Consider the following 4,317-nt stretch of genomic DNA (forward strand, 5'->3'; position numbering starts at 1 on the left):
CCCTGCAGCAGTTCCAGCACCCGCCGCGCGATCCGCACCGCCGCGTCCGCCACATCCTCACGCGGGCGATGCGGCAGCGTGGCGGGATCGTAGATCAGGATCGGGTCGATATCCGACGAGTAATTGAGCTCGTGGCTGCCCTGCTTGCCCAGCGCGATCGCCGCGAACCCGCGCCGCGCCTCGCCCGGCGTGCGCTCGGCGATGGCCGCCGCGATCGCGCGATCCAGCGCACCGTCGGCGAAATCGGACAGCCGCGCGGTCACCGCCGTCAAATCCAGCGCACCCGACAGGTCGCCCAGCGCCACCTCCAGCGCCAGCCGCCGCCGCTCCAGCCGCAACCGCCGCATCAACGGCATGTCGGCGTCGTCCGCCAGCGCCTGCGCGGTGCCCAGGTCGCGCGCGATCAGCCCCGACAGGAACGGCGACCAGCGATCGGCACGCTCGCGCGCATCCTCGATCCGGGTCACTGCACGAAACCTAATCTTTTCACCGACGTTACAACGCCATGGTCACGCATCATGCCTCGTCCGGATCGTCACGCGGCGGATCGTACACCGTGGAACAGCCGCGTGCGACCGACGATCTGTCCGGTCCATTGCGCAAGGCCTTCGGCCGCGACGCAGGCGTCCCGACCGAGCTTCCCACCGACATGGCGCAATTGCTGGCGAAGCTGTCCTATCTGAAATGACCGGACAGGAAAAAGGCGCCGATGGCATGACCATCAACGCCCGATCCGTTACCCGCATGGTGCGCGTCAGCGTTCCCGGCTCAATTCGTCCACTTCGTGCATGATCGAATCGAGCGTCGAGCGCGTGCCGTCCGTCTCATGCTCGCGCCGCGACGACAGGTCGCTGCCGCTCATCAGCGCCTCCAGCGCGACCCGGCCGCGCGCGACGCGGCTCTTGATCGTGCCGACCGCCACGCCGCAGATCTCGGCCGCTTCCTCATAGGCGAAGCCACCCGCGCCGACCAGAATCAGCGCCTCGCGCTGCGGCTGCGGCAGGTGCAGCAGCGCGCGTTGCATGTCCGCCAGTTCGACATGCTTGTCCTGGCTGGCCGGCGCCGCCAGCACGCGGTCCGCGACCAGATCGTCCCACTCGCCCTTGAAGCGCGCACGACGCATCTGGCTGAGAAACAGGTTGCGCAGGATGATGAAGGTCCAGGCGCGCATGTTAGTGCCCGCCTGGAACCGCTTGCGCGCGGCCCATGCCTTCAACAGCGTTTCCTGCACCAGGTCGTCCGCGAGATCGCGATTGCCGGACAGCGACCGGCCGAACGCGCGAAGGTGCGGGATGACGAGCGCAAGCTGCTTCTTGAACTCGGGATCGGAAAGCGAGACGTGCTCGACCGGCGCGTCGGCCGGCGCATCGTCCACGCCGGGTGGATGTTCAGTCATGCCGCTCCGTCGCTCTGGCGCCGAACCGTCAGTGGCGCCGGCGTCCGATGGCCCAAGATAGGGGCTGCCCGGCCGCTTGGCCAGTCCGCGGGTCAACATCGCGTGTCAGGACAATAGGATGGCGGCGAAGATCACGACCACCAGCACCAGCGAGGCGGCCAGGATATAGCGCGTCATCCCCGGGGTCGCCCCGGCCCGCGCGTCGGTGGCATCCATGCGGATGCGATCGTTGTCGTCTGCCATGCGTCTATAACCCGCGAGCAATGTTTTGGGTCCGTATCGATCGTACGGACCCGTCGCATCGGTTGAACGAAGGTCAGGCCGGAACCGTGCTTTCGTCGAAGAACAGCGCCTGGCTGATCGCCGCCTTCACCGTCGAGCGCTGGAACGGCTTGGTGATGAGGAACGTCGGCTCCGGCCGCTCGCCGGTCAGCAGCCGTTCGGGGAAGGCGGTGATGAAGATCACCGGCACGTTGAACTCGGCCAGGATATCCTTGACCGCGTCGATGCCCGAACTGTCGTCGGCCAGCTGGATATCGGCCAGCACGAGCCCCGGGCGATCCTCCATCGCCAGCGCCACGGCCTCGTCGCGGGTCACCGCCACGCCGGTCACTTCGTGGCCCAGGTCGCGGACGATCGATTCGATGTCCATCGCGATGATCGGCTCATCCTCGATCACCAGCACACGCGCGCGTGTCTGCTTCTCGATCTCGGCCAGCGCCTCGGCGACCAGCGCATCGACCTCCGCGGCGTCGACCTCGATCAGATAGGCCGCATCTTCGGGCGTGAAGCCTTCCATCGCGGTCAGCAGCAGCGCCTGCCGCGACAGCGGCGTCATCCGCGACAGCCGCGCGCGCGCCACCGCTTCCTGTTCCTCGGCGACGTCGTCCGCCGCGACCTCGTCGAAATTGGTCGAGTTCCAGATCGCCTGGAACGTACGGTACAGCCCCAGCCGCGGATCGACGTCGCGCGGGAATTCGCCCGGCGCCGCGACGATCGCTTCCAGCGTGGCGCGCACGTACCGGTCGCCCTGCGCCTGGCTGCCCGTCAGCGCGCGGCCGTACCGGCGCAGGAACGGAAGATGCGGCGCGAGTTGTTGTCCGAGCGACATGTGCAGTAAGCCCTCCCAGGCAGCGGACGCGCTACGCGGCGCCGCTGCGACATCATACAGAATGTGGACCAGAACGCGGCCGCGGCATATTGAACCCCCCGGTCGGCGATTTTCGTCGCACGCGGTGGGAACCAACGAGTAGCTGTTTGGTTTCATCGGCGAGTACGCATCTGCGTTACAGGAAAGAGGTACCATCTGTTCCGCTCGACCTGCCCGCCATCTGGCCGCAGTGTCGCTTTGGGGGGTAAGCGTTGACGTCGGAGAACAAGGCGCAGGAGAAGCCCAAAAAAGGCACTGCCGCGCAATCGAAGAACAGGGACATGGGATCGGCGCTTCGCTCCGTCTATCAGAAGACGGTGGAGGAAGCGGTGCCGGACGACCTGCTTTCGCTGCTCGGTAAGCTCGACTGACGGCCGATGGCCGTCGCCCCATCCATGCCCGAACAGGAAACACCGGTGACCACGCGCGGCGACATGTTCGCCCGTTGGCCGACCGGCGCGAAGCTGTTCCTGATCCTCAGCATTGCGCTGCTGCCGCTGGCGCTGATCGCCACGTTCGCGACGCTGCGCGTCACGCAGATCGCCGATACCGAATTGCGCTCGCACCTGCGGGTCGCCGCGGCCGAATCAACCCGCGCGATCGCGATCGAGCTGGTCGGCGACATGACCGCGCTGCGTGTCGCGGTCGATGCGCTGCGCGCCGATTTGGGTGACGCGCCCAGTTGCGCGCGTGCGCAGGGCGTGTTCGCGCAGCAATCGGCGGAGGGCACCGGCTTCGTCATCCTCGACCGCCGCGGCCGGCCGGTCTGCGGCGAGCCGTTCCCCGGTGCCGCCGCCTTCGCGCGGCAGAACAGCTCTTCCGTCGTCAGCGCGCGGATCGTCGACAATCGCGGGCTGATGCTGCGGCTGGCAGGGCGCGACAACGGGCTGACCGCCGCCGCCTATTTCCCCGCCAACTTCCTGGCGCAGATCAGCCAGCCGAGCGGCTTCGCCCCCGATTATGGCGCGGCACTGACGCTCGACGATGCGCGGCTCGATCTGGTCAGACTCGAACGCCAGACCGCGCTGGAACGGCGCGAAAGCATCCGCAACGATCTGGGCATCGGCGGGCTGGTGCTGGAAATGCAGGTGCGCAGCGCGCCGATCGGCTCGCCACTGCTGATCGCGATGGCGCTGCCGGTGCTGATGTGGGCGGCGGCGGCGGCGATCAGCTGGTTCGTGGTCGATCGCCTGCTGATCGCGCCGCTGCGCGCGCTGCGCGGCTCGATCGCCGCTTACTCCCCCGGCGATCAACCCGATCCGGCGATGCTCAGCGCGCTGCCCGCGCAAGAGATTCGCGAACTGGGCGACACCTTCCGCGCCCTCAGCCGCACGGTCGCGATCCACGAAGCCGGGCTGGCGGAGGGCTTGGTGCGGCAGACCAAGCTGACGCGAGAGGTCCACCACCGCGTCAAGAACAACCTCCAGGTCATCTCCAGCCTCATCAATTTCCACGCCCGCGGCGCGAAGAACCCGGAGGCGACGCGCGCCTATGCCTCGATCCAGCGGCGGGTCGACGCGCTCGCGGTCGTGCACCGCTATCATTATGCCGAGATGGAGGAGAATCGCGGCGTCGGGCTGCGCTCGGTGCTGGGCGAACTCGCCTCGTCGATCCGCGCCACCGCGCCGGAGGGCAGCCGCATCAGCATCGTGCTGGACGTCGATCCCTTCTATGTGACGCAGGACGTGGCGGTCGCGGTGTCGTTCCTGGTGACCGAACTGGTCGAACTGGCGATGACCTGCGCGCCCGAAATGCAGCTGCGCCTCTCGCT

Annotated in this window: 7 protein-coding genes; 3 read left to right on the top strand and 4 right to left on the bottom strand. The window is 67.7% G+C overall.

The genetic code is table 11. The features are described 5' to 3' along the window. Positions 1 to 467 (bottom strand): DUF294 nucleotidyltransferase-like domain-containing protein (locus AX685_RS19775; protein ID WP_231792322.1); only part of this gene is annotated, 467 nt, incomplete at its 3' end. Positions 468 to 505: 38 nt separating this feature from the next. Here AX685_RS19775 and AX685_RS22970 point away from each other — a divergent pair. Then, positions 506 to 688, top strand: coding sequence for a hypothetical protein (locus tag AX685_RS22970; protein ID WP_066491866.1), 183 nt, complete (start codon positions 506 to 508; stop codon positions 686 to 688). Positions 689 to 754: 66 nt separating this feature from the next. On the opposite strand, the gene AX685_RS19785 is transcribed toward AX685_RS22970, so the two are convergent. The 3 genes from AX685_RS19785 to AX685_RS19790 form a co-directional block, all read right to left on the bottom strand. Further along, positions 755 to 1,396 (bottom strand): sigma-70 family RNA polymerase sigma factor, encoded by a 642-nt coding sequence (locus AX685_RS19785; RefSeq protein ID WP_066491867.1) that lies wholly within the window; start codon positions 1,394 to 1,396, stop codon positions 755 to 757. 105 nt (positions 1,397 to 1,501) lie between these two features. Beyond that, the gene (locus tag AX685_RS22975) at positions 1,502 to 1,639 is read right to left on the bottom strand and encodes a hypothetical protein (RefSeq protein WP_176484783.1); all 138 of its coding nucleotides are present in this window, start codon (positions 1,637 to 1,639) and stop codon (positions 1,502 to 1,504) included. A 73-nt stretch (positions 1,640 to 1,712) separates the two neighbouring features. Then, positions 1,713 to 2,507, bottom strand: coding sequence for a response regulator (locus tag AX685_RS19790; RefSeq protein ID WP_066491870.1), 795 nt, complete (start codon positions 2,505 to 2,507; stop codon positions 1,713 to 1,715). A 251-nt stretch (positions 2,508 to 2,758) separates the two neighbouring features. Here AX685_RS19790 and AX685_RS22980 point away from each other — a divergent pair, with 251 nt between their 5' ends. Both AX685_RS22980 and AX685_RS19795 read left to right on the top strand, forming a co-directional pair. Next, entirely contained in the window at positions 2,759 to 2,917 is a 159-nt protein-coding gene (locus tag AX685_RS22980; protein WP_176484782.1) for a NepR family anti-sigma factor, read from the top strand. Positions 2,918 to 2,962: 45 nt separating this feature from the next. Further along, positions 2,963 to 4,317, top strand: a 1,355-nt coding sequence (locus AX685_RS19795) for a sensor histidine kinase (RefSeq protein WP_231792323.1), incomplete at its 3' end; no start/stop codon positions are given.

It is taken from the genome of Sphingomonas sp. CCH9-F2 (genome assembly GCF_001556735.1).
In the GTDB taxonomy this organism is placed as follows: Bacteria; Pseudomonadota; Alphaproteobacteria; order Sphingomonadales; family Sphingomonadaceae; genus Sphingomonas; species Sphingomonas ginsenosidimutans.